This is a genomic window from Rouxiella chamberiensis (assembly GCF_026967475.1).
GTDB lineage: Bacteria > Pseudomonadota > Gammaproteobacteria > Enterobacterales > Enterobacteriaceae > Rouxiella > Rouxiella chamberiensis.
This window is the reverse complement of record NZ_CP114058.1, coordinates 954,691-975,875: the sequence shown is the minus strand read 5'-3', so window position 1 is coordinate 975,875 and position 21,185 is coordinate 954,691. Positions and strand designations below refer to the sequence as shown.

19 protein-coding genes and 2 pseudogenes are annotated in these 21,185 nt (G+C 55.2%); 5 read left to right on the top strand and 16 right to left on the bottom strand.

The genetic code is table 11. The features are described from left to right. Window positions 1-52: 52 nt before the first annotated feature. The 4 genes from O1V66_RS04635 to O1V66_RS04620 form a co-directional block, all read right to left on the bottom strand. Complete coding sequence (locus tag O1V66_RS04635) at window positions 53-322, bottom strand: hypothetical protein (RefSeq protein ID WP_045046964.1); 270 nt, start codon at window positions 320-322, stop codon at window positions 53-55. Between the two features lie 257 nt (window positions 323-579). Next, a complete protein-coding gene (locus O1V66_RS04630; protein WP_045046965.1) occupies window positions 580-1,188 on the bottom strand; it encodes a Slp family lipoprotein in 609 nt (202 codons plus the stop codon). A 61-nt stretch (window positions 1,189-1,249) separates the two neighbouring features. Beyond that, window positions 1,250-1,966 (bottom strand): tRNA (adenosine(37)-N6)-threonylcarbamoyltransferase complex dimerization subunit type 1 TsaB, encoded by a 717-nt coding sequence (tsaB, locus tag O1V66_RS04625; RefSeq protein WP_045046966.1) that lies wholly within the window; start codon window positions 1,964-1,966, stop codon window positions 1,250-1,252. A 53-nt stretch (window positions 1,967-2,019) separates the two neighbouring features. After that, entirely contained in the window at window positions 2,020-3,921 is a 1,902-nt protein-coding gene (locus O1V66_RS04620) for an ATP-dependent DNA helicase (protein WP_045046967.1), read from the bottom strand. A gap of 143 nt (window positions 3,922-4,064) precedes the next feature. On the opposite strand from O1V66_RS04620, the gene O1V66_RS04615 reads away from it, so the two are divergent. Further along, window positions 4,065-4,409 (top strand): RidA family protein, encoded by a 345-nt coding sequence (locus O1V66_RS04615; RefSeq protein WP_045046968.1) that lies wholly within the window; start codon window positions 4,065-4,067, stop codon window positions 4,407-4,409. Between the two features lie 76 nt (window positions 4,410-4,485). Here O1V66_RS04615 and O1V66_RS04610 read toward each other — a convergent pair whose 3' ends face one another. From O1V66_RS04610 to zwf, 3 genes are read right to left on the bottom strand one after another with little or no spacing between them, the layout of a single operon-like run. Then, window positions 4,486-5,127, bottom strand: coding sequence for a bifunctional 4-hydroxy-2-oxoglutarate aldolase/2-dehydro-3-deoxy-phosphogluconate aldolase (locus O1V66_RS04610; protein WP_045046969.1), 642 nt, complete (start codon window positions 5,125-5,127; stop codon window positions 4,486-4,488). A gap of 21 nt (window positions 5,128-5,148) precedes the next feature. Continuing rightward, window positions 5,149-5,844 carry a 6-phosphogluconolactonase gene (gene pgl, locus O1V66_RS04605; RefSeq protein ID WP_045046970.1) on the bottom strand — a complete coding sequence of 232 codons (696 nt, stop codon included), beginning with the start codon at window positions 5,842-5,844 and terminating at the stop codon, window positions 5,149-5,151. Between the two features lie 43 nt (window positions 5,845-5,887). Then, window positions 5,888-7,363, bottom strand: a complete 1,476-nt coding sequence (zwf, locus tag O1V66_RS04600; RefSeq protein WP_045046971.1) for a glucose-6-phosphate dehydrogenase — start codon at window positions 7,361-7,363, stop codon at window positions 5,888-5,890. Between the two features lie 428 nt (window positions 7,364-7,791). Between zwf and O1V66_RS04595 the strand changes: the two genes are divergently transcribed. Together O1V66_RS04595 and pyk are read left to right on the top strand one after the other, a co-directional pair. Beyond that, window positions 7,792-8,661 (top strand): MurR/RpiR family transcriptional regulator, encoded by an 870-nt coding sequence (locus O1V66_RS04595; protein WP_045046973.1) that lies wholly within the window; start codon window positions 7,792-7,794, stop codon window positions 8,659-8,661. A 96-nt stretch (window positions 8,662-8,757) separates the two neighbouring features. Then, window positions 8,758-10,200 carry a pyruvate kinase gene (gene pyk, locus O1V66_RS04590; RefSeq protein ID WP_045046974.1) on the top strand — a complete coding sequence of 481 codons (1,443 nt, stop codon included), beginning with the start codon at window positions 8,758-8,760 and terminating at the stop codon, window positions 10,198-10,200. An 85-nt stretch (window positions 10,201-10,285) separates the two neighbouring features. Here pyk and lpxM read toward each other — a convergent pair whose 3' ends face one another. The 3 genes from lpxM to znuA form a co-directional block, all read right to left on the bottom strand. Continuing rightward, window positions 10,286-11,260, bottom strand: a complete 975-nt coding sequence (lpxM, locus tag O1V66_RS04585; protein ID WP_045046975.1) for a lauroyl-Kdo(2)-lipid IV(A) myristoyltransferase — start codon at window positions 11,258-11,260, stop codon at window positions 10,286-10,288. A gap of 158 nt (window positions 11,261-11,418) precedes the next feature. After that, on the bottom strand, window positions 11,419-12,750 hold the full coding sequence (gene mepM, locus O1V66_RS04580; protein WP_045046976.1) for a murein DD-endopeptidase MepM: 1,332 nt from the start codon (window positions 12,748-12,750) through the stop codon (window positions 11,419-11,421). Window positions 12,751-12,769: 19 nt separating this feature from the next. Further along, window positions 12,770-13,705, bottom strand: a complete 936-nt coding sequence (gene znuA / locus O1V66_RS04575; protein WP_241481385.1) for a zinc ABC transporter substrate-binding protein ZnuA — start codon at window positions 13,703-13,705, stop codon at window positions 12,770-12,772. 137 nt (window positions 13,706-13,842) lie between these two features. Here znuA and znuC point away from each other — a divergent pair, with 137 nt between their 5' ends. Then, window positions 13,843-14,601, top strand: coding sequence for a zinc ABC transporter ATP-binding protein ZnuC (znuC, locus tag O1V66_RS04570; protein ID WP_045047556.1), 759 nt, complete (start codon window positions 13,843-13,845; stop codon window positions 14,599-14,601). Then, window positions 14,598-15,384 (top strand): annotated as a pseudogene (gene znuB / locus O1V66_RS04565) (zinc ABC transporter permease subunit ZnuB). The gene znuC and the pseudogene znuB overlap by 4 nt, the downstream one beginning before the upstream one ends. A gap of 98 nt (window positions 15,385-15,482) precedes the next feature. Here the strand turns inward: znuB and ruvB are convergent. The 6 genes and pseudogenes from ruvB to aspS all read right to left on the bottom strand — a co-directional run bounded on the left by ruvB (window position 15,483) and on the right by aspS (window position 20,965). Next, a complete protein-coding gene (ruvB, locus tag O1V66_RS04560) occupies window positions 15,483-16,487 on the bottom strand; it encodes a Holliday junction branch migration DNA helicase RuvB (RefSeq protein ID WP_045046978.1) in 1,005 nt (334 codons plus the stop codon). A gap of 8 nt (window positions 16,488-16,495) precedes the next feature. Further along, entirely contained in the window at window positions 16,496-17,110 is a 615-nt protein-coding gene (gene ruvA / locus O1V66_RS04555; protein ID WP_045046979.1) for a Holliday junction branch migration protein RuvA, read from the bottom strand. 104 nt (window positions 17,111-17,214) lie between these two features. Further along, a pseudogene (gene ruvC, locus O1V66_RS04550) lies at window positions 17,215-17,735 on the bottom strand (crossover junction endodeoxyribonuclease RuvC). Window positions 17,736-17,902: 167 nt separating this feature from the next. Further along, a complete protein-coding gene (locus O1V66_RS04545; protein ID WP_045046981.1) occupies window positions 17,903-18,646 on the bottom strand; it encodes a YebC/PmpR family DNA-binding transcriptional regulator in 744 nt (247 codons plus the stop codon). A gap of 88 nt (window positions 18,647-18,734) precedes the next feature. Continuing rightward, window positions 18,735-19,172 carry a dihydroneopterin triphosphate diphosphatase gene (gene nudB, locus O1V66_RS04540; RefSeq protein WP_045046982.1) on the bottom strand — a complete coding sequence of 146 codons (438 nt, stop codon included), beginning with the start codon at window positions 19,170-19,172 and terminating at the stop codon, window positions 18,735-18,737. Next, window positions 19,172-20,965 (bottom strand): aspartate--tRNA ligase, encoded by a 1,794-nt coding sequence (aspS, locus tag O1V66_RS04535; RefSeq protein ID WP_045046983.1) that lies wholly within the window; start codon window positions 20,963-20,965, stop codon window positions 19,172-19,174. Before aspS ends, nudB begins: the two co-directional genes overlap by 1 nt. Window positions 20,966-21,185: the final 220 nt, after the last annotated feature.

Here is a 21,185-nt window from a genome sequence, read left to right as displayed (position 1 = left end):
ACTAAAGGAATACGTTATCGGTTATGGTGACTTACCCATTGAAGTCGGGTAGTTAATGACTCACCAACCCATAAGGTGCCGAAGCACCGCTTTGTATATAATCGACCCACGACTGAAGGTTCTCAATCATTATTCTTGCCGTATTAATATCCAGCGTCACGATAATATCTTTCGCCGAGGGAAGTGTTTCTCCCTCATCCAGTCGATATTCAAAATGAAGACCAAAAAAGTAGTCCGTTGAGTTTTGCGTATCTTCCGGAGAAATGCTGACCGTACTCCAGGAAACGGGGAGCATCATATCTTTATAAGGGTGTTTATTCATTTCACGTTCCTGTGATTGAGGATATTAACCTGCACGATTTTCCAAAAGTTTGCAGGTCCATTCACAGTATTACAGAAAATTGCCACGAAACGTGATGTGGCCGCCAGTAGTTAATTAAACCTTGATGAAGGTCAAAGATAACTGATGAAATGATAGGCGGGAGTATGCTCCCGCCTAAGAAATTATTTGAAGAACGAATGATTGGGCTTATGGGTCTTTTTTAAGCGCCAATGCGTAGCGAATCATCCTGTGATGGACTATTCGGCGACGACGGTTTCGACCCGCGCCGGACCGGTGTCATACCATCCGCCCCAGGACGGACCAAAGCCTCGGCCCCAACGGGGATCATAAGGACCGCCGTATCCCCAGCCCCACATTCCTACCGGCTGCGGCGGCATGACCACCTCTTTGACTTCACGCCAGCGCTTCATGCTGTTGATGTTCACCGTGACAAAACGATAATCCGAGTGACCTATTGCGCCGTTTTCAGAGCCGGTAATAGGCCCGACCACGGTAACCAGCTGATTTTTGAAATCGACCGGATCGAGGAAACCGTTGTAATAGGCGGCAAGGCGGCCTATCGACGGTGAGCCCAGCAGAGGTCGCGCGGCCGAATCCAGCGGCATCGCCGCGATTTCGAGTCGGGTACGGTTTTTATCATTGATAACGGCCACCACCCGGCCGCCAAAACGCGCCTCTTGATTGACATAAAGCTGCGGCGCACTCTGTACGGCAGCCAGATTCATTTGAGGCGTGGTGGTGGTGCCACGAATGCCTTCCGGCACGGTAGCACAACCTGACAACACTAAAACACTCAGACCAACGGCTAAGGCAACAAACTTCTTACTTGTGAAGATTTCACGCATGGTTACAACCCCTGGGAACATTAACTCTTCGACAGCGAATTCATGCACAAGTTGCCGATGCTTATCGGCCGGGAAGCTTTTTCCAGGTCACTTCATTACGCAAATAGGTCGGTTCGGCCTGATCGGCGCTGACCCTGATGCCGCGCTCCCACGCATCGAGCGCGAGAGGTAACATATCTTCCGCCTGTGGCAGCAATATTGTACCGTCGACAAGTTCAACGGAAGCTGAACCCACGAGCTGCGGATAGGTTTGCCACCCCGTGCCGACCGTGGCCCAGCGCCCGCCAAGCGCAGATTCCTGCAAGGCGAGCTGCTCAGGTTTAATGACGATTTCTGTGGTTTCACCGTGCCAGACGCCGTGAGATTCACGCGTGTACTCGCCCCAGTAAACCTCGCCCATACGCGCATCGATGGCCGCCAGCACGCGCTCTGCGCCCGTTTTGCGGTAGGCACCCTGCGCCATGGTTTGAAGCGTGGAGATAGGCAACACCGGCAACTCGGCCCCAAACGCCAGCCCCTGTGCGATGCTGATGCCGATGCGCACGCCCGTAAAGCTGCCGGGACCGCGTCCAAAGGCCAGCGCGTCGAGCTGGTTCAGCGTTAATCCGGCTTCTGCCAGAATCTGCTGCACCATCGGCAGAATACGTTGAGTGTGTTCGCGGGCGCAAAGCTCGAAATGAGCCAGCGTTTCGCCGTTTTCAGCCGACGTGGCCGAGTTGTACAATGCAACGGAACAGGCTTCGGTCGCCGTATCAATTGCTAGAATTCGCGTGGACATGCCAAACCTCAGGCGGGATAAAAATCAATAATGATAAGGCGCATCATAACATATCAGCGCGGGTGCAAAAACTTGATTGCCTCGTCGAGAGAGCGGGTGCGCGGTGTGGGCGGCAGGCTGTTTAAAAAGACTTCGCCATAAGGCCGCATGACCAGCCGATTGTCACAGATAACCATCACGCCGCGATCGTCGGTGTCGCGGATTAGTCGCCCCACGCCCTGCTTCAGCGTGATGACGGCGTCCGGCAGTTGAACTTCGTTAAACGGGTCGCCGCCGCGTAGACGGCAATCTTCAATACGCGCCTTGAGCAGCGGGTCGTCGGGCGAGGTAAACGGCAGTTTGTCGATGATGACCAGCGACAGGGTTTCGCCGCGCACGTCGACGCCTTCCCAGAAACTGCTGGTGGCGACCAGGAGCGCATTTCCGGCTTCGACAAACTGGGCCAGCAGCTGCCCTTTGCTGGTTTCGCCCTGCACCAACACGGGCAGTGTCATGCTCGCGCGAAACTCTTCTGCCAGTTCACGCATCATCTGGTGCGACGTGCACAGGAAGAAGCAGCGTCCCTGGTTGGCTTCAATGACCGGGCGCAACATTCGCGCCAGGTGGCGTGAACCGCCGCGCTCGTTGGGCGATGGCAGATAGCGTGGTACACACAGCAATGCCTGATTGGCGTAATCGAACGGACTGGCGAGCAGCAGCGTTTCGGCACCGTCCAGCCCGAGACGAGCGGTGAAATGCGCCAGCTTTTCGTTCACTGACAGCGTCGCCGAGGTAAAGACCCAGGCGCCCGGCTTGTCGTTCATCAATTCACGAAACTTGTCGGTGACCGACAGCGGCGTCAAGGCCAGCACGAAGTGACGCGAATTGCATTCATACCAGTAACTGAAACCCGGCACGCTGACGTCTTTGAGCCTTTTTAACCGGTTGCGGTAAAGCGTGGCGCGCTCGAAAGCGGCGTCGAGCAGAGCCGATCGGCCCAACGACAGCTTCATGACGTCGTAGCAGAGTTCCAGTGCGTCATCGAGCAGGACCAGCGCACGCTGAATGGAATTATCGGCCAGCACGTCGCGCAGATTGCCGCGAAAACCCGGCTCGCCCAGCGCCAGACGAAAGTCCATCGCGCTTTGACCCAACCGGTCGGCGCTTTTTTGCAGCTGCGCCGAATCGCGCACTTCGGTGCGATAGGCAATGGTGATGTCTTTAGACAGATCAAGGAGTTGGCGACTGGTTAACTGTTGCCCGAAATACTGGCTGGCGATATCCGGTATCTGGTGCGCTTCGTCGAAGATCATCACATCGGCGGTCGGAATCAGCTCGCCAAAGCCGCCTTCCTTGACCACCATATCCGCCATAAACAGATGATGGTTCACCACGATGACGTCGGCATCCATCGCCTTGCGACGGGCCTTGACCACGAAACACTCTTTGTACATCGGACAATCGCTGCCAAGACAGTTGTCATTGGTGCTGGTGACCAGCGGCCAGACATGGCTGTCTTCCGCCACCACGTTGCAGGTGCTGATATCGCCTTCTTCCGTCTTGGCGGACCAGCTGCGCAAATGCGCCAGGTCGCTGAGTGACTGGCTGGCCAGTTCGCCGCCGGTCATCGACTGCTGGTCGAGTCGTTCAAGGCAGAGGTAGTTGGAGCGCCCTTTCAACAGCGCCAGTTTGCCCTTGAATTTCAACGCACTGGCCACTTTAGGCAAATCGCGTGAATAGAGCTGATCCTGAAGGGCCTTGGAACCGGTCGAGATAATGACTTTTTTGCCGGAACGTAGAGCCGGAGCCAGATAGGCATAGGTTTTACCGGTACCGGTACCCGCTTCGACGACCAGACCCTGCTTGTTTTGTATCGCCAGAGCAACGGCATTCGCCATCAGACGCTGTGGTTCACGGGGTTTAAACCCCTCAATTTTTTGCGCTAATGCGCCGTCTGTTGCGAAATCGTCTATCACACTAAACCTGCGGTTGGAAATTCAGCGCTGATTATGCCCATCCTTGCCCTTGAGTACCACCATCATCTGTAGGTCCACTGTCCACCAATGATGTGCTACCCTGACCCCACTTCTTAAAACAACGACACTCAGGAGCAATCTTTATGTCTATTCAACGCATTAGACCTGAACACCGCATGTCAGACATCGTGGTTCATAATGAAACCGTGTACTACACCAGCGTCCCCGAAAATCTGGACGCCAACGCCCGCGAGCAAACCGCCGAAACGCTGGCAATCATTGATGCCGCGCTGCTCGAAGTCGGCTCCCATAAAAGCAAAATCCTCGATGCGACCATTTTTCTGGTCGACGGCAACGATTTTGCCGCAATGAACGAAGCCTGGGATGCCTGGGTGTCGCCGGGCAATGCACCTGTGCGCTGCACCGTGCAGGCCAATCTGATGAACCCGAAGTACAAGGTTGAAATCAAGGTCGTCGCTGCGCTGTAAGTTCTTTTCGCAGGGCATAAAAAAAGCCTCCACATTATCATGGGAGGCTTTTTATTTATGACGTCTACCGGCTTAATCAGCCTTTGACGCCCGCTACCGCTTCACGTGCAAGCTGCGTGATACGTGCATAGTCACCGCTTTCCAGCGCATCCGCCGGAACCAGCCACGACCCGCCGATACACAGCACGCTTTTCAGCGCCAGATAATCACGATAGTTGCCCGGCGTTATTCCGCCGGTCGGGCAGAAGCGCACTTGAGGAAACGGACCGGCAATCGCCTGCAACGCCTTGACGCCGCCATTGGCTTCCGCCGGGAAGAACTTGAACTCACGCAGACCCGCATCAAGACCCAGCATCAGTTCCGAGACGGTGCTGATACCAGGAATCAGGGGAATAGACCCTTCATTGGCCGCCTTTAACAGAGGCTCCGTCAGGCCGGGGCTGATGGCAAACTGCGCGCCCGCCGCCGTGACTTCGGCCAACTGCTGCGGATTCAGCACGGTTCCGGCACCAATAATGGCCTCGGGCACGTCGCGGGCAATCGCCTTGATGGCCTCAAGCGCGCAGTCGGTGCGCAGCGTGACTTCAAGAACACGAACGCCTCCGGCTACCAGCGCTTTCGCCATCGGCACCGCGTGCTCCAGCTTGTTGATAACAATGACCGGAACGACCGGACCCGAGGTCAGGATCTGTTCTGCGCTTGTTTTCCAGTTCTTCATCTTTGTCTCCATTTATGCCCGTTACGCGGTCCAGTAAACCTCTACGGGGGTCTGTTGCTGATTCAATACTGCCCTTACGGGCATATCATTTTGATCGGTGCCTTTTTCCGCACGCTCGTAAACTTCGCGTTTGGCTTCACCGGCCAACAGTAAATAGATCCGCCGACTGTCAAGGATAACCGGCAGCGTCAGCGTCATACGCTCGAGGGGCGCGGTAATGGGCGTGATGGCCACGCAGCGCCGCGTTGACTGCAAGTCCATCGCCTGCGGAAGATTGGCGCTGCCGGGAAACAGTGAGGCGATATGTCCGTCATCGCCCATTCCCAGCAAGGTCACATCGGCCGGCAAGAATAACGCGGCCAATGCCTCTTCGGTCTGCGCCTCGCCTTCTGCCGCCGTCGTGGCCGCATTCTTCAGCGCAATAAAGGTGGCCTTGGCCACCTCACCCTGCAAAAGACTGTTGCGCACCATCTTCTCGTTGCTGGAACCATGGTCGCGCGTTACCCAGCGCTCATCGGCAAGCGTGATAGTAACGCGACTCCAGTCCAGCTCCTGTCGAGACAGGTGTCTGAACAGCTCGAGCGGCGTTCTGCCGCCCGAAACAATCAATGTGGCCTGACCTCGTTCCGCAATGCCCTGGCGCAATGCGTCAGCCATTTTTCCGGAAAGGTTTTGGTTGAGCGCCGCCGCACCGGAAAACTCGACGAAATTGGCCATGTATTTGCCCCTTAGTCCTGACGTGCCTGAATACAACGGTGGATTAGCCGAACTCGTTCCATGAACGGCCATCACGGGTAATCATCGCCACCGAGGCAACAGGTCCCCACGTACCCGCCTGATAAGGCTTGGGCGCTTCGTTTTCTGCAGACCAGGCATTCATGATGCCATCCACCCATTTCCAGGCTTCTTCCACTTCGTCACGACGAACAAACAGCGCCTGAATGCCACGCATGGTTTCCAGAAGCAGACGCTCGTAGGCATCGGCAATGTGCTGCTCGTTGAAGGTTTCGGAGAAGCTCAGGTCAAGCTTGGTCGTTTGCAGGCGGTGCTTGTGCTCGAGTCCGGGAACCTTGTTCAATACTTCGATTTCGATACCTTCATCCGGCTGCAGACGAATAGTCAGCTTGTTTTGCGGCAACTGCTGATAAGAGTCGCTGAACAGGTTCAGGGCCGGCGTCTTGAAGTAGACCACCACTTCCGAACACTTGGTTGGCAAACGCTTGCCGGTACGCAGGTAGAACGGAACGCCTGCCCACTGCCAGTTATCGATATCGACACGAATGGACACGAAGCTTTCAGTGTTGCTGTTCTTGTTCGCGCCCTCTTCTTCGAGGTAACCCGGCACTTTCTTGCCCTGCACGAAGCCTGAGGTGTACTGACCGCGTACGGTGGTTTCACGCACGTTGGACTGGTCGATACGACGCAGTGACTTCAACACCTTCACCTTTTCGTTACGGATGCTGTCGGTGCTGAGATCGGCAGGCGGTGACATGGCGATCATGGTCAGAATCTGCAACAAGTGGTTCTGAATCATGTCGCGCATCTGGCCTGCCTGGTCGAAGTAACCCCAGCGACCTTCGATACCCACTTCTTCGGCAACGGTAATCTGCACGTGGTCGATAGTGCGGTTGTCCCAGTTGGAGACAAACAGGTTATTGGCAAAACGCAGCGCCAGCAGGTTAAGAACGGTCTCTTTACCCAGATAGTGGTCGATGCGGTAAACCTGACTTTCGTTAAAGTATTCAGCAACGCCGTCATTGATCTCCTGCGAGGATTTCAGGTCGGTGCCGAGCGGTTTTTCCATGACGACGCGAGCCGGTTCTTTATTCAGACCCGCCTCACCCAGACCTTTACAGATAGCGGCGAAGGTGCTCGGCGGCATGGCGAAATAGTTGATGGTTGTGCGTGTTTCGGTGTCGAGCATTTTGCCCAGACGATCGAAATGCTTGAGGTCATTGACATCAAGGTTACAGAATTCCAGACGACCGCTCAGCTTTTCCCACAGGGTCGGGTCCAGCTTTTCTTTCATAAAGGTGGTCAGCGCTTCTTTCACGATTTCGGTGTAAGCCGCCTTGTCCCACTCGGCACGGCCTACGCCGATGATTTTGGTGTCGTCGTGAATGTGTCCAGCCTTTTCCAGCTGATACAGGGAAGGCAACAGCTTACGGCGTGCAAGGTCGCCTTTAGCACCGAAAATTACCAGGTCGCACGCCTGGGCTGGTTGGTTTACCGCCATGTTCTTCTCCTTAGAGCAGGATATACCCTTTTTAAACCGTGATGCCGTGCCTGCGCAGAGAGCGTCACAATGTGTTGGGTAGATTGTAATTTTATTTCAACAGATTCCGAGTTTCAGCAACAATGTACTCTGATCGGGCAGAGGCAGTAAACCAAGATCTAAAGCATTAATAAATGATTAAAAAACCACAAAATTTGTCATGGTAGTCAAATCGGCTAACCTGTAATCAGCAGCTGATGTAATTTTATGACAAATTTGAGCATTAATTACCATATTGAAACTTAGACCTGAGTCAAACTCCTGGAAAAAAAGCTTGGATTTCACAAGATTGTCTCTGCCACCGCCTTCAGCGTCGTAGTATATTTTCATCAAACTGACATGATTTCTCCTTTTCGTTGAAATCGATGAAACCTATTGAGTGGTCGCCCATGAATACGCTGGAAAAAATCCTCAGCTTTTTGGACATCCTCAGCAAGTCTGAAAGAAAGGTTGCTGAAGTTATCCTTGCCGAACCCCAAACTGCCATTCACTCCAGTATCGCGACACTGGCGAAAATGGCCGATGTGAGTGAACCGACCGTTAACCGCTTTTGCCGACGTCTCGAAACGCGCGGGTTTCCGGACTTCAAACTGCAACTCGCACAGAGTCTGGCCAACGGCACACCTTACGTAAACCGCAACGTCGAAGAGTCGGACAGCGTGGAGGCCTACAGCACCAAAATCTTTGAATCCACCATGGCAAGCCTCGAGCAGGTGAAAAACACGCTGGATATCACCGCCGTCAACCGCGCGGTGGACTTGCTGACGCAGGCAAAGAAGATCTCTTTCTTTGGACTTGGCGCGTCTGCCGCCGTCGCCCACGACGCCATGAACAAGTTTTTTCGCTTCAACATCCCGGTTATCTATTTTGATGATATCGTAATGCAGCGAATGAGCTGTATGAATTCGGGCGAAGGTGACGTCGTTGTGCTGATTTCTCACACCGGCCGCACGAAAAACCTGGTCGAGCTTGCCCTGCTTGCACGGGAAAACGATGCCACGGTCATCGCCATCACCTCCCGCGATACGCCGCTGGCGCGCGAAGCCACGTTGTCGTTGCTGCTCGACGTGCCCGAAGATACCGACGTTTATATGCCGATGATTTCAAGATTGGCGCAGCTCACGCTGATAGACGTGCTGGCAACCGGCTTCACGTTGCGACGCGGTGCCAAGTTCAGGGACAACCTCAAACGGGTTAAAGAGTCGCTTCGTGATTCGCGCTTTGATAAAGGTGTATCAGCTCCGCCAAGATTTGAGTAATGCCATCCTGTAAACGGATGTTTTCTATTTCCTTATTTGTTACAATGTTGTTAACATTTCAGCCACACCCTGCTTCACAAGTCAACGGAGAAAGGCATGTCCAGACGGCTCAGAAGAACCAAGATAGTCACCACCCTCGGCCCCGCTACGGACCGCGATAATAATCTCGAAAAAGTTATTGCCGCCGGTGCTAACGTCGTCCGTCTTAATTTCTCCCACGGCACTGCCGAAGACCACCAGCTTCGTGCCGACAAAGTACGTGAAATCGCCGCAAAACTTGGCCGACACGTGGCTATCCTCGGCGATCTGCAAGGACCCAAGATTCGTGTTTCGACCTTCAAGGAGGGCAAAGTCTTCCTTAATATCGGCGATAAGTTCCTGCTTGACGCCAATATGGGCAAAGGCGAAGGCGACAAGGAAAAGGTCGGGATCGATTACAAGGGACTGCCGGCCGATGTGGTGCCTGGCGATATCCTGCTGCTCGACGATGGTCGCGTACAGTTGAAAGTACTTGAGGTCGTGGGTGTCAAAGTTTTTACCGAAGTCACGGTGGGCGGCCCGCTCTCCAACAATAAAGGCATCAACAAGCTGGGAGGAGGCCTGTCAGCGGAAGCGCTGACCGAGAAAGACAAGGCCGATATCATTACCGCCGCGAAAATTGGCGTCGATTTCCTGGCGGTTTCCTTCCCACGCACCGGCGAAGACCTGAATTATGCGCGCCGTCTGGCCCGCGATGCCGGTTGCCACGCCAAGATCGTTTCCAAGGTTGAACGTGCCGAAGCCGTTGCCAGCGACGCGGCCATGGATGACATTATTCTCGCCTCTGACGTGGTGATGGTTGCCCGTGGCGATCTAGGCGTCGAAATTGGTGATCCCGAACTGGTCGGCATCCAGAAAAAGCTTATCCGCCGCGCACGCACCCTGAACCGCGCGGTGATTACGGCAACGCAGATGATGGAATCGATGATTACCAATCCCATGCCGACCCGCGCCGAAGTAATGGACGTGGCGAACGCCGTGCTGGACGGTACGGATGCCGTGATGCTGTCTGCCGAAACCGCAGCGGGTCAGTATCCTGCAGAAACCGTGGCCGCAATGGCGCGCGTGTGTATCGGGGCAGAGAAAATCCCGAGCATCAACGTCTCCAAGCACCGTCTGGATGTCGAGTTCGACAACATCGAAGAGACGATTGCCATGTCTTCGATGTACGCCGCCAACCACCTCAAGGGCGTCAGCGCGATTATCTCGCTGACCGAATCCGGCCGCACGCCGCTGATTATGTCCCGTATCAGTTCCGGTCTGCCTATCTTTGCCATGTCTCGCCATGAGCACACCTTGAATCTCACCGCGCTTTACCGTGGCGTGACGCCGGTATTCTTCGACAGCAACAACGATGGCGTTGCCGCCGCCGTCGATGCCGTCAACCTGCTGCGTGACAAGGGTTATCTGCTGTCGGGCGACCTGGTTATCGTGACGCAGGGCGACGTGATGAGCACCACCGGCACCACCAATACAACCCGTGTGCTCACCGTCGAGTAACGCCCTTTTGCTCTGACGCGCACAAAAAACCGGCTTCGGCCGGTTCTTTATTCTCGCATTTATGACGAAATGTTCGCAAAACCTGTCAACGAGGATAGAGCTCGTCACGGGTATAGGGTTCTTTCTCGCCCGGCTTGCGGGTTTTGAGCAGTTTGAGTATCCACGTATACTGTTCAGGATTCGGCCCGACCAGCACTTCGACCTCTTCATTCATACGGCGTGCAATGGTTACGTCGTCGGCGGTCGCCAAATCATACATCGGCGGACGCACGAAAATATCCAGCCGATGCTCGCTGCCATTATAGGACGGGAACAGCGGCACGATATCGGCACGACATACTTTCATCAAACGCCCCAAAGCGGGCAGCGTGGCCTTATAGGTGGCGAAGAAATCCACGAATTCGCTGTGCTCCGCGCCGTGATCCTGATCAGGCAGGTAGTAACCCCAATAGCCCTGACGTACCGAGCTGATAAACGGCTTGATACCGTCGTTACGTGCGTGCATACGGCCACCGAAACGGCGGCGAACGGCGTTCCACAGGTAGTCGGTCAGCGGATTCTTCTGGTTGTGGAACATGGCGGCCATCTGACGGCCTTCCGCCGCCAGCAGCATGGCCGGAATATCGACCGCCCAGCCGTGCGGCACCAGAAAGATGATGTTTCTTCCCTGCGCCTGCAGGTCATCGATAATCTGGCGGTCGTGCCATTTCACGCGACTCAGCAGTTTTTGGGGATTGCCGCGACAGGCCAGTTCGGCCATCATCACCATCGACTGAGGTGCGGCGGCAAACATATCGTCAATGATCTCTTCCCGTCGCGCTTCCGGGAGTTCGGGCATGCAGTAGAACAGATTAATCTGCGCACGACGTCTGGCTCCCTTGGCAAATTTGCCCGCCAGTCGACCCAGGCCGCCGAGTATCGGGTCACGTACCGATGCAGGTACATAGGCCATCGCCGCCATGACGCCAACGCCCAGCCATACGCCCCAGTAGCGAGGATGGTAGAAGGCTTTCTGAAATTGCGGAATAAACTCGACGTTCGATTTTTTATCTGATGACATGCGTTAACTCATAACTTTTTTAGAGTAATTATAAAACCAATGTTTCAATGATAAGTGCAGTGAATTATTTTGCAATCAATGTTCTTCACAACCAAAGTTTTCGCCCGCAATGAAGCAGGCGATAACAATCAGTCACATAGCAACGCTACACGGCAAAACTAGATTTTCAGCTGCGGCATGACCTCACGAACGGTAGCCAGATAATCTTTAAGATCCTTGCCGCTCAGCCCTTCGGAGCGCGGCAGTTTGGCGGTCAGCGGATTTACGGCAATATTGTTTATCCACACTTCAAAGTGCAGATGCGGACCCGTGGAACGCCCGGTGTTGCCCGACATCGCGATGCGATCTCCGCGCTTGATCTTCTGGCCCGGTTTGACCAGCGCCTTGCGCAGGTGCATGTAGCGCGTCATGTACTGACGGCCGTGGCGCACGGCGACATAGTTGCCCGCCGCCCCGCCGTTTTTCACTACGACCACTTCACCATCACCCACGGCCAGCACCGGCGTATTCACCGGCACGGCAAAGTCTACGCCACGGTGTGGCGCAATGCGGCCCGTGACGGGATTAAGACGACGTGGATTGAAGTTGGAGGAGACGCGATACTGCTTGAGGGTCGGGAAACGCAGGAAACCGCGCGCCAGTCCGCTACCGGAGCGGTCATAGAATTTGCCGTCTTCGGCACGGATGGCGTAATAGTCTTTACCGCCGCTGCGCATGTGTACGCCGCTGAGCTCGCTCTGCTGACTCTTGCCGTCGAGCATTTCGCGCGACATGACCACAGAGAACTGGTCGCCTTTACGCAGCTTCTTGAAGTCCATCTGCCACTGTAATGCCTTGACGACGGCACTGATTTCGGCGCTGGACAGGCCTGCATCGCGGGCGCTGCTGACAAAACTGCCGTCGAGCGTGCCCTTGAGAATTTGATCCTGCCATTCGCCTTTGAGCGTTTCGGTGGAGGCTTTGAAACCGCTGCCGCTGCGGTCGTAGGTGACCGTTTCGCGCCGCGATTTTTCCCAGGTGACGCGCTGGAGTTCGCCGTCATCATTGACGGTCCAGGAGAGCTGCTGGCCAATCTTGAGATTGCGCAGGTCGCTGTTTTGCGCGGCGAGCGCGGAGATGTCCGACATATCGATGCCGTACTGATTCAAGATGCTGCTCAAGGTATCGCCGGTCGACACCACATATTCGTGCACGCCCTTTTCGTTCTCGGTTTTATCATCGAGTTCGTCCTGGGGTAAATCCGCGGCGGGCGGGGTGTCTTCGTCTATGGGTTCACTGGCTTCCGGCAGCAGGGATCGCACCTGCTGGGCATCGAGAATAATCTGTTTGGCGATGGGTTTTGGCTGATAGCCGTCTTGATCCGTTTGATAGACAAAGGGTTTCCAGACGGCTACGGCGAGTGTAACAACAGTGAGGGACCCCAGCATGACGCGATGAGGTCGAGGAAGGTTGTTAAACGCCAGAGCAATGGATCGAGCGAGTAGCTGCACGTGTTACGGTCCTTATGGCTTACTTCAGGCAGCTCACGTACTGCGAGATCAGATGTGACAGGAAGTTCACATAGCTGTCCCTGGTCAGTGCGATGCCACTCCCGAGAGGATCCAATGTGCCCATACGCACTGTTGTTCCCTGGGCAACGGCATTGATTACGGCCGGCCTGAACTGTGGCTCGGCAAAAACGCATTCCGCTTTCTGCAAAACCAGCTGTGTTCGAATTTGATGTAGTCGCTGTGCTCCAGGTTGGATTTCGGGATTGACGGTGAAGTGGCCTAATGGCGACAACCCGTAATGTTTCTCAAAATAGCCGTAGGCGTCATGAAAAACGAAATATCCCTTCCCCTGAACAGGTTGCAGCATCTTACCAAGCTTTGTGTCAGTTTTTGTCAATTCTTCCTCAAACTGACGCAAGTTGGCGTCTAATTGGTCTTTCTTTTGCGGCATAAGTTCCAATAATTTTCCGTGAATCGCGATTGCGGCCAATTTTGCAATCTCGGGCGATAACCACAGGTGCATATTGTACTGACCGTGATGATGTTTGTCGGCGCTTTCATGGGCAGGCTCGTCATCGTCGTCACCCGTCTGCAGCAAGGGCTGCACGCCAGGCAGCGACGAGAGGTCAACCACGCGATTTGGCGGCAGTTGCGCTACGGATTTGGTCATGAAGGTTTCCATATCCGGCCCCACCCAAATCAGCAGATCGGCGCTGCGCATACGCTGTAAATCGGAGGGACGCAGCGCATAATCATGCGGCGACGCGCCATCGGGCAACAGCACGTCGGTTGGCGTGACGTTATCGGCAATGGCGGCAGCGATGAAACCCAAAGGGCGCACCGAGGCCAGCACCGCCGCCTGCGCGCTGGACATCAGGCTGGCGGTAAGGAGTGTCGCCGCAGTCAAACCGCGCAGCAACGTCGTTTTGTTCACATTCATAAAAGGCTTACGCATTTTTTTCATTCTCAAGCCTGTGCTCAGACTACCGATAAAGGATTTGACCAAAACAAAGTTTTTAGACCGCTTTCATGGTTATTTTGGCAAAAACGCAATATTATAACATCCGATTTGTTCTGCAAGACGTAACTGACATGTCCACTCTCGCTACACTGAAAAATATTTCTGTCACCTACGGCGATCGCCGCGTGCTTTCCGATGTCTCGCTTTCGTTGCAGACCGGTAAAATTCTTACACTACTGGGGCCGAACGGTGCCGGAAAATCCACGCTCGTGCGGGTCGTGCTCGGACTGGTTGCGCCCGGCAGCGGGTCACGGTCGACTATTCCCGGCCTCAAAATTGGTTATGTGCCCCAGAAACTGCATCTCGATACCACGCTGCCGCTGACTGTAGCACGCTTTATGCGTCTCAAACCCGGTGTGAAAAATGATGACATTCTGCCCGCCTTGAAACGTGTACAGGCAGCGCACCTGATAGACCAACCGATGCAGAAACTTTCCGGCGGGGAAAACCAGCGTGTGCTGCTGGCGCGCGCCTTGCTTAACGCGCCGCAGTTGCTGGTGCTTGATGAACCCACTCAGGGCGTTGACGTCAACGGTCAGGTCGCGCTTTACGATCTGATTGACAAACTGCGCTGCGAACTCGGCTGCGCGGTGATGATGGTTTCCCACGATTTACATCTGGTGATGGCGAAAACCGACGAGGTGCTGTGTCTCAATCAGCACATCTGCTGCTCCGGCTCACCGGAAGTGGTTTCGACGCACCCGGAATTCATTGCCATGTTTGGCAATCGCGGGGCGGAACAGCTGGCGATTTATCGTCACCACCATAACCACCGTCATGATTTACAGGGAAGAATCGTTTTGCGTAATACCGGAGGTCGTGACGCATGATTGAATTGTTGTTGCCCGGCTGGCTGGCGGGCATTTTACTGGCGGGTGCAGCGGGTCCGCTGGGGTCATTCGTGGTCTGGCGGCGCATGTCCTATTTCGGCGACACCCTCGCCCACGCGTCGCTGCTTGGCGTGGCTTTTGGCCTGCTGCTTAACGTCAATCCGTTTTATGCCGTCATCGCCGTGACACTCATTCTGGCGCTGCTGCTGGTGGTTCTTGAACGCAAGCCGCATCTTGCCGTCGATACATTGCTCGGCATTATGGCGCACAGTGCGCTGTCGCTCGGTCTGGTGGTCGTCAGTTTGATGTCGGGGGTGCGGGTCGACCTTATGGCCTACCTGTTTGGCGATCTGCTGTCGGTGACGCTTGGCGATATCTGGATGATTGGCACCGGGGTTGCGCTTGTTATCGGCGTGCTGTGCTGGCAATGGCGCAATTTGCTGTCGATGACCATCAGCCCGGAACTGGCGCACGTCGATGGCGTCAACCTGCAGCGGTTCGCGCGTTATCCTGATGTTAGTGACGGCACTGACCATTGGTATGGCGATGAAATTCGTTGGCGCACTGATAATTACTTCACTGCTGATTATCCCTGCCGCCACCGCCCGTCGGTTCGCCAAAACGCCGGAACAGATGGCCTCGATTGCCGTCTTGCTCGGCATGATAGCCGTGACCGGCGGCCTTGCGCTCTCGGCTCTTTACGACACCCCCGCAGGCCCGTCGGTAGTGCTCTGCGCGGCCACGCTGTTTGTATTCAGCCTCTTTAAAAAGCAAATTGCCTAGTTCGGGTCTTCAATGGCCCCTTTGCTGTAAAGACCGGGCTTGACGGTTTTAGATAGACGCCTCTAAAAACCCGCGGCCCGGTCTCGCCCGATTCGACCCTACTCGGTTTTATCCAGCCCAAAGTGCCGATAAGCATGGTTTGTCGCCATTCTTCCACGCGGCGTGCGCTGAATGAATCCCTGCTGAATCAGGAAGGGTTCAATCACGTCTTCAATGGTTTCGCGCTCTTCGCCGATGGCCGCCGCCAGATTATCGAGCCCGACCGGCCCACCGGTGAATTTCTCGATAATTGCCAGCAACAGCTTGCGGTCCATGTAGTCAAAACCTTCGGCATCGACATCGAGCATGTCCAGCGCGCCATTGGCGACCTCGCCGCTAATGGTGCCGTCCCCTTTGACTTCGGCGAAGTCACGCACGCGGCGCAACAGGCGGTTGGCGATACGCGGCGTGCCACGCGAGCGGCGGGCGATTTGATGCGCGCCCTCTTCCGACAGCTCAAGCCCGAGGCAGGACGCGCTGCGGCCGACAATGTGCTGCAGGTCGGCAACCTGATAGAACTCGAGACGCTGCACAATACCAAAACGGTCGCGCAAGGGAGAGGTGAGTGACCCTGCGCGGGTCGTGGCACCGACCAGCGTAAAAGGCGGCAGGTCGAGCTTGATGGAGCGTGCAGCCGGACCTTCGCCGATCATGATATCCAGCTGATAGTCTTCCATCGCCGGATACAGCACTTCTTCGACCACCGGCGAGAGACGGTGAATTTCATCGATAAACAGTACGTCGTGCGGTTCGAGATTGGTCAGCATTGCCGCCAGATCCCCTGCCTTTTCAAGCACCGGACCCGACGTAGTACGCAGATTCACGCCCATTTCGTTGGCAACGATGTTCGCGAGCGTGGTTTTACCCAGACCGGGAGGGCCAAAAATCAGCAGGTGATCCAGCGCGTCGCCGCGCTGCTTTGCCGCCTGAATGAAGATCTCCATCTGCGAGCGCACGTGAGGCTGACCGACATATTCGGACAGCAATTTCGGGCGGATCGCTCTGTCGATTACTTCTTCTTCGCTTATTACGCCAGCAGAAATAAGACGGTCAGCTTCTATCATCTGTTACCTCACAGAGCCGCGCGAAGCGCTTCTCTAATCAATGTTTCGCACTCTGCGCCCGGTTTGGCAACCTTGCTTATCATGCGGCTCGCCTCTGGCGGTTTGTATCCAAGCGAGATAAGCGCCGCCACGGCCTCGCCCTCTGCATCGGACTCTTTGGCTTTGGACGCCGACGCCGGCAGCGAAATATCGGTAGGATTGTTGAATAGATCGCCGTTAAGCCCTTTGAAGCGGTCCTTCATCTCGACCACCAGACGTTCTGCCGTTTTCTTGCCGACACCCGGCAGTTTGACAAGCGTGGTGACTTCTTCTTTCTCGACGGCGGAAACAAACTGCTGCGCGGACATGCCTGACAAGATAGCCAGCGCCAGCTTGGGCCCGACGCCGTTGACCTTGATAAGCTCGCGGAACAGCGCCCGCTCCTGCTTGTCATTGAAACCGTACAGCAACTGCGCGTCTTCGCGAACAATAAACTGTGTAAACACCACGGCTTCCTGACCCAGTTCCGGCAGTTCGTAGAAACAGGTCATCGGCATATGCACTTCATAACCTACACCGTTGGTTTCCAGCAGCACCAGCGGGGGCTGTTTTTCGAGAATAACGCCTCTGAGACGACCTATCACATTTACCTTCCTTTGCGGATTAACCCCGCGAGGCATGCCGGCGAGGTCTCTGAAATTTTATCGTTTATATCATAAAAAAGAGCTGGATAGATATCCAGCCTTAATTAACGCATCCGCCCACGTGCCAACTGGAGCTTGTCCGTGCTCAGGCGGATGGCATTCTGGCTCACATGACAGTGGGTAATGGCTATTGCCAAGGCGTCGGCGGCGTCGGCCTGCGGGTTGGCGGGCAGTTTCAAAAGAGAGCGCACCATGTGCTGCACCTGGCTTTTTCTGCCGCACCAGTACCGACCACCGTCTGCTTTACCTGTCGCGCCGCGTACTCGAACACCGGTAAGTCCTGATTGACCGCCGCCACAATCGCTGCGCCGCGAGCCTGTCCGAGCTTTAATGCCGAGTCGGGGTTCTTGGCCATAAACACCGATTCTATGGCGAAGAAATCAGGATGAAACTGGGTAATAATTTCGCTTACACCCGCGTAAATAAGCTTGAGTCGCCCCGGCATGTCATCCACTACCGTGCGAATACAGCCACTGCCGAGATAGGTAAGCTGTCGACCCTGCTGACGGATAATGCCATAGCCGGTGATGCGTGAACCGGGGTCGATCCCCAGAATAATAGCCATAGCGTAATTGCACCTTTTCTTTGTCGGGCCGTCTTTGTCAGACTGAAGCGTTGCGGGTAATGCCGGCAAGTTTGTCCTGATTTGAACCAAAAGACAAACCGGACTGAGGGAGTCCGTAAAGCCAGCCGAAGAACGCGAGCCTGTCGCGCCTCCGGCTGAGAGGAGAATTACAGCGTTTCTGCAATCTCGTCGGAGATTTCACCGTTGTGGTAAACCTCCTGCACATCGTCACAATCTTCCAGCATGTCGATAAGACGCAGCAGTTTCGGCGCAGTCTCGGCATCCATATCGGCCTTGGTCGACGGGATCATGGTCACTTCGGCCTGATCGGCCTTGAAGCCGGCGGCTTCCAGCGCATCTTTCACATCGCCCAGGCTTTCCCATGCGGTGTAAACGTCGATTGCGCCGTCATCGAAGGTCTGCACGTCGTCGGCACCCGCTTCCAGCGCCGCTTCCATGATAACGTCTTCATCCTGACCCGGGGCAAAGGAGATAACGCCGGTTTTGGTGAACAGGTAAGCCACGGAACCGTCAGTGCCGAGATTGCCACCGGTCTTGGTGAAGGCATGACGCACTTCGGCAACGGTACGATTGCGGTTGTCGCTCAGGCATTCGACCATCACGGCCGTGCCGCCCGGACCGTAACCTTCATAGATGATGGTTTCCATGTTGGTATCATCATCCCCACCCACGCCACGTGCAATCGCACGGTTCAGGGTGTCACGGGTCATGTTGTTGCTCAGTGCCTTGTCGATAGCTGCGCGCAGGCGCGGGTTGGCACCCGGATCGCCACCGCCCAGTTTCGCCGCCGTGACCAGCTCGCGAATAATCTTGGTGAAAATTTTACCGCGTTTAGAGTCTTGTGCTGCTTTGCGGTGTTTGGTGTTGGCCCACTTACTGTGACCTGCCATAAAAGATCTCCATAAGCCTTACTCAGGCTGAACTCATATTTAGATAATCAACGGTCTGACCTTGAGCTGCAAAGGCTCCGATGCCGACCTAATAAAGAACAAACTCTTCTATTGCCTGCTGATTGCTCGGTGACTTGGTGAACGCGGCAGCGGCCGGTTTGTCCAGCCAGCGATACGCCAGATGTTCAGTCAGGATAATCTCTCGCTCCTCCGGCAGCGCCAGGCAGAACCAGTGCTCTTTGTTCCACGAGACGCCGGGGGCATAGCGATAGCGCAGGTGCGCAAACAGTTCAAACTCGACGCAGCGTAGGCAGTCCTGCAAATGCAGGTGTTCGCCGGCAATATCGATACCGACTTCTTCCATGACTTCACGCTGCGCGGTTTGCGCGGGTGACTCACCGTCTTCCAGACTGCCGGTAACAGACTGCCAGAAGTCGGTGTCGTCACGTCGCTGGAGCATCAGCACCCTGCCGCTGTTTCTGGCATAGATGACAACCAGTACCGACTCGGGACGCTTATAGCTCATTACTCGTTCTCTGAATTGATATCTGACGCCGCTTTTCTGGCCGTCACGCTGATACCCAACTCGACAAGCGAAGCCGGATTGGCGAAGCTTGGGGCTTCGGTCATCAGGCAGGCGGCGGCGGTCGTTTTCGGGAACGCGATAACGTCACGGATGTTATCGGTGCCGGTCAACAGCATCACCAGACGGTCAAGGCCGAACGCCAGACCCGCATGCGGTGGTGCGCCAAATTTTAGAGCGTCGAGCAGGAAGCCGAACTTCTCGCGCTGCTCGTGTTCGGTAATGCCCAGAATGCTGAACACGGCCTGCTGCATCTCACCGCGGTGGATACGCACGGAACCGCCGCCCACTTCATAACCGTTGATAACCATGTCATAGGCATTGGCGATAGCGGAAGTCGGGTTGGCCGCCAGTTCCTGCGCGGTCATTTCTTTCGGCGCGGTGAACGGGTGGTGCATGGCGGACAGGCCGCCTTCGTCGGTGTCTTCGAACATCGGGAAGTCGACAACCCACAGCGGAGCCCAGGCTTTCTCGTCGGTGATTTTCAGATCGCGACCCAGTTTCAGACGCAGTGCGCCCATTGCATCGGTGACAATTTTGGCACTTGCTGCGCCGAAGAAGATCATGTCGCCGTCCTGCGCCTGCGTGCGCTCAATCAGCGCGCTCAGCAGTTCGCCATCAAGGAACTTCGCAACCGGACTCTGAATGCCTTCCAGACCCTTGGCCACTTCGTTGACCTTGATGTAAGCCAGACCCTTGGCGCCGTAAATCTCGATAAACTTGGCGTATTCGTCGATCTGCTTGCGGCTCAGTTGAGCGGCACCCGGCACGCGCAGGGCAGCCACGCGGCCTTTCGGGTCATTGGCAGGGTCGGCGAACACTTTGAAGTCGATGCTTTTGAACAGATCGGCAACGTCGACAAGCTCAATCGGGTTACGCAAGTCTGGCTTGTCGGAACCAAAACGGCGCATCGCGTCGGCAAAGGTCATGATAGGGAAGTCGCCCAGATCCACGCCTTTGATATCAAGCCAGAGATCACGCGCCAGCTTCTCCATGATTTCACGCACTTGTTCGGCGGTCATGAATGAGGTTTCGACGTCAATCTGGGTGAATTCAGGCTGACGGTCGGCGCGCAGGTCTTCGTCGCGGAAACATTTTACAATCTGATAGTAGCGGTCAAAACCGGACATCATCAGCAGCTGCTTGAACAGCTGCGGCGACTGTGGCAGTGCATAGAACTTGCCTTTATGCACACGGCTCGGCACGAGATAGTCACGCGCGCCTTCCGGTGTGGCCTTGGTCAGCATTGGCGTTTCGATGTCAAGGAAGTCGTGGCTGTCCATGAAACGACGCACGAAGCTTGTAATGCGCGCGCGGGTTTTCAGGCGGTTGGCCATGTCAGGGCGACGCAGGTCCAGATAGCGGTATTTAAGACGCGCTTCTTCGGTATTGACCTGATTGGAGTCCAGCGGCAGCGGTTCGGAACGGTTGATGATGTTCAGCGAGCTGGCGAACACTTCCACTTCACCGGTCGCCATGTCTTTATTAAACTGGCTTTCAGGACGTGCACGGACGGTACCGGTCAACTGCACGCAAAACTCATTACGCAGTTCTGATGCCAATTCGTACGCAGCGCTTTGATCCGGATCGAAAAATACCTGCACGATGCCTTCACGGTCACGCAGATCGATGAAAATCAAACCACCCAGATCGCGACGGCGGTTAATCCAACCGCACAAAGTCACTTCCTGGCCAACGTTGGACGAATTCAGCTTGCCACAATATTCAGTACGCATAACGGTATCCCTTTGATCTCACTGCCTGTGAGTATCGGATTAATATGGGTCGAAAAAAGGCGGTCATTATAAAGGAATTTCGCGCACAGGATAAGTGCGAACATACCATTGATACGCCTGAAATTCGTCTGACGCCCTTCTCACACATAATTTAACAAATTTCTCGACTCCGGAGCCGACGGCTTGACATAAACTGCGTCGACACTCTTAGTGACCTAAG

Coding starts and splice junctions, on each gene's coding strand:
- aspS (WP_045046983.1), bottom strand. CDS start 20,965: ATGCGTACTGAATATTGTGGCAAGCTGAATTCGTCCAACGTTGGCCAG.
- znuC (WP_045047556.1), top strand. CDS start 13,843: ATGTCCACTCTCGCTACACTGAAAAATATTTCTGTCACCTACGGCGAT.
- O1V66_RS04615 (WP_045046968.1), top strand. CDS start 4,065: ATGTCTATTCAACGCATTAGACCTGAACACCGCATGTCAGACATCGTG.
- pyk (WP_045046974.1), top strand. CDS start 8,758: ATGTCCAGACGGCTCAGAAGAACCAAGATAGTCACCACCCTCGGCCCC.
- ruvB (WP_045046978.1), bottom strand. CDS start 16,487: ATGATAGAAGCTGACCGTCTTATTTCTGCTGGCGTAATAAGCGAAGAA.
- nudB (WP_045046982.1), bottom strand. CDS start 19,172: ATGAGCTATAAGCGTCCCGAGTCGGTACTGGTTGTCATCTATGCCAGA.
- lpxM (WP_045046975.1), bottom strand. CDS start 11,260: ATGTCATCAGATAAAAAATCGAACGTCGAGTTTATTCCGCAATTTCAG.
- zwf (WP_045046971.1), bottom strand. CDS start 7,363: ATGGCGGTAAACCAACCAGCCCAGGCGTGCGACCTGGTAATTTTCGGT.
- O1V66_RS04630 (WP_045046965.1), bottom strand. CDS start 1,188: ATGCGTGAAATCTTCACAAGTAAGAAGTTTGTTGCCTTAGCCGTTGGT.
- pgl (WP_045046970.1), bottom strand. CDS start 5,844: ATGGCCAATTTCGTCGAGTTTTCCGGTGCGGCGGCGCTCAACCAAAAC.
- O1V66_RS04545 (WP_045046981.1), bottom strand. CDS start 18,646: ATGGCAGGTCACAGTAAGTGGGCCAACACCAAACACCGCAAAGCAGCA.
- O1V66_RS04610 (WP_045046969.1), bottom strand. CDS start 5,127: ATGAAGAACTGGAAAACAAGCGCAGAACAGATCCTGACCTCGGGTCCG.
- znuA (WP_241481385.1), bottom strand. CDS start 13,705: ATGCGTAAGCCTTTTATGAATGTGAACAAAACGACGTTGCTGCGCGGT.
- O1V66_RS04635 (WP_045046964.1), bottom strand. CDS start 322: ATGAATAAACACCCTTATAAAGATATGATGCTCCCCGTTTCCTGGAGT.
- tsaB (WP_045046966.1), bottom strand. CDS start 1,966: ATGTCCACGCGAATTCTAGCAATTGATACGGCGACCGAAGCCTGTTCC.
- O1V66_RS04595 (WP_045046973.1), top strand. CDS start 7,792: ATGAATACGCTGGAAAAAATCCTCAGCTTTTTGGACATCCTCAGCAAG.